This window comes from Paraburkholderia sp. RL17-373-BIF-A, from assembly GCF_046030175.1.
Taxonomy (GTDB): domain Bacteria; phylum Pseudomonadota; class Gammaproteobacteria; order Burkholderiales; family Burkholderiaceae; genus Paraburkholderia.
On sequence record NZ_JARESO010000337.1, the window covers coordinates 1 to 773 of the forward strand.

Consider the following 773-nt stretch of genomic DNA (forward strand, 5'->3'; position numbering starts at 1 on the left):
GCTAATATCTGAAGCTTCGGGTATTCGCGAATCCCGATCAGGCCTCGAATCGGCGGAATAAACTGGGCAGATTCCTCCGTTTCTGTCAAAATTGCCGTCAATTTTTCATCGTCTCGCAACTGTCAATGAATCAACGCATTGGATACGCGCGAGTCTCAGCGAGCGACCAGAACCCAGACCTGCAACGGACGCACTCAAGCTGGCCGGCTGTCACGACATCTACGAGGAATCGGCGAGCGGCAAGAGTGCCGACCGACCACAGCTTGTGGAATGCCTTCGGCGCTTGCGTCGGGGCGACACGTTGGTAGTGTGGAAACTCGACCGACTCGGACACTCGCTATCCGATCTGGTGCAGATCGCCGACAGGTTGCGTACCGAAGGTGTGTTCATCGAGCTGCTGCAACCACGTGTCGTGTTCGACGACTCGACGATGGGCAAGGCCATGCACGCCATGTTCGGCATGTTTACGGAGATGGAGCGGGACTTGATCCGTGAGCGAACTCGCGCCAGGTCGACAGCAGTTCGCGGCCGAGCAGGACGGCATGACTCAAGCAAAATGGTTTCCGGGAAACCCGGGGCGATTCAGCAGCCAAGCTGATCGCGGCCGAGATTGAGCGACATGGATGAGACGGGCCCGCCGAAGCGGGCCGGGAGAAGACCCAATTATTCTTTATAGTCAATCTTATGTCAGGAAATTTGGTTACGCGGAATACTTTTTCGAGAATTTTCGAAAATCACAAAAACAGTGATAGACCTATCACATCTTCAAATTC

The 773-nt window shown here is 54.6% G+C and carries 1 protein-coding gene; it reads left to right on the forward strand.

Annotated features, from left to right (window positions below):
• Nucleotides 1–91 precede the first annotated feature (91 nt).
• Nucleotides 92–598: a recombinase family protein gene (locus tag P0D80_RS50730; protein WP_408296432.1), complete on the forward strand. Its 507-nt coding sequence runs from the start codon at nucleotides 92–94 to the stop codon at nucleotides 596–598.
• Nucleotides 599–773: the final 175 nt, after the last annotated feature.